General features: G+C 63.9%; 1 protein-coding gene. It reads left to right on the forward strand.

What is annotated here, in order from left to right:
• The coding region (locus tag EN906_RS34155; protein ID WP_127375779.1) for an aminomethyltransferase family protein at nt 1-1,382 on the forward strand (1,382 nt) is incomplete at both ends.

Genomic DNA, 1,382 nt, shown 5'->3' on the forward strand with positions numbered 1-1,382 from the left:
CTCCAGATCATCGATGTCGACGGGCGCCAGTGCACCGATTTCCAGTGCTTTTCGGCGCGCAAGCTGGACAGGGGACTGGATCATCCGCTCGACGTGACGACGACGCGCACGCTGATGGGTGCAAGCTACCCGATGCCCGGCCTGCATTCCAAATACTACGACCAGGACATGGAGCCGCTGGTCGAGGTTATCCAGGACACATGCGGCCGGCACGACGCCTTCGCGCTCGCCTGCGCGGCCAAATATTACGACGACATCGGCTATCCCGGCCACACCAACTGCTCGGAGAATTTCAACGGCGCTCTGGCCGGCAAGGGCGTCAATCCCCGCGCGGGCTGGATGGCGATCAACTTCTTCTTCAACACGGCGATCGACGCGCATGGCGTCATGGTGTCCGACGAGCCGTGGTCGCGGGCGGGTGACTATGTGCTGCTCAGGGCGCTCACCGACATCGTCTGCGTGTCCTCCGCCTGCCCCGACGACACGACGCCGGCCAATGGCTGGAACCCGACCGACATCCATGTGCGGACCTATTCCGGCCAGCACAAATTCTCGCGAGCGATCGCCAGACGCATGACGCCCGATTCGGAACCGAAAATGACCCGCGAGACAGCTTTTCATTCGAGCTTTGCCAAGCACACCCGCAACTTCGGCGAGTACAGGGGCTATTGGCTCGCCAATTCCTTCGCCAAGGACGGGCCGATCGCGGAATACTGGGCCTGCCGGCAGGACGCGGTGATCATGGACCTGTCGCCGCTGCGCAAGTTCGAGGTTACCGGCCCGGATTCCGAGGCGCTGCTGCAATACACGCTGACCCGCGACGTCAAGAAGCTTGGCGTCGGCCAGGTGGTCTATTCGGCCATGTGCTACGAGCATGGCGGCATGATCGACGACGGCACCCTGCTGCGGCTCGGCAAGGACAATTTCCGCTGGGTCGGCGGTGACGATCTGTCCGGCGAATGGCTGCGCGAGACGGCGACGAAGCTCGGCCTCAACGTGCTGGTGCGCTCGTCGACCGACCAGATGCACAACGTCGCCGTCCAGGGTCCGAAGAGCCGCGACATCCTGCGAGAAGTGATCTGGACTTCGCCATTGCAGCCGTCGATCGACGAGCTCGAATGGTTCCGCTTCGCCGTCGCCCGCATTGGTGGCGGCAACGGCATTCCGGTCGTCGTCTCGCGCACCGGCTATACCGGCGAACTCGGCTACGAGATCTGGTGCCATCCGCGCGACGCCGAAAAGGTGTTCGACGCCATCTGGGAAGCCGGCCAGCCGCATGGGCTGAAGCCGATGGGGCTGCAGGCGCTGGACATGGTGCGCATCGAGGCCGGGCTGATCTTCGCCGGCTACGAATTCTCCGACCAGACCGATCCGTTCGAGGC

Source organism: Mesorhizobium sp. M7A.F.Ca.CA.004.06.1.1 (genome assembly GCF_003999135.1).
Taxonomy (GTDB): Bacteria; Pseudomonadota; Alphaproteobacteria; order Rhizobiales; family Rhizobiaceae; genus Mesorhizobium.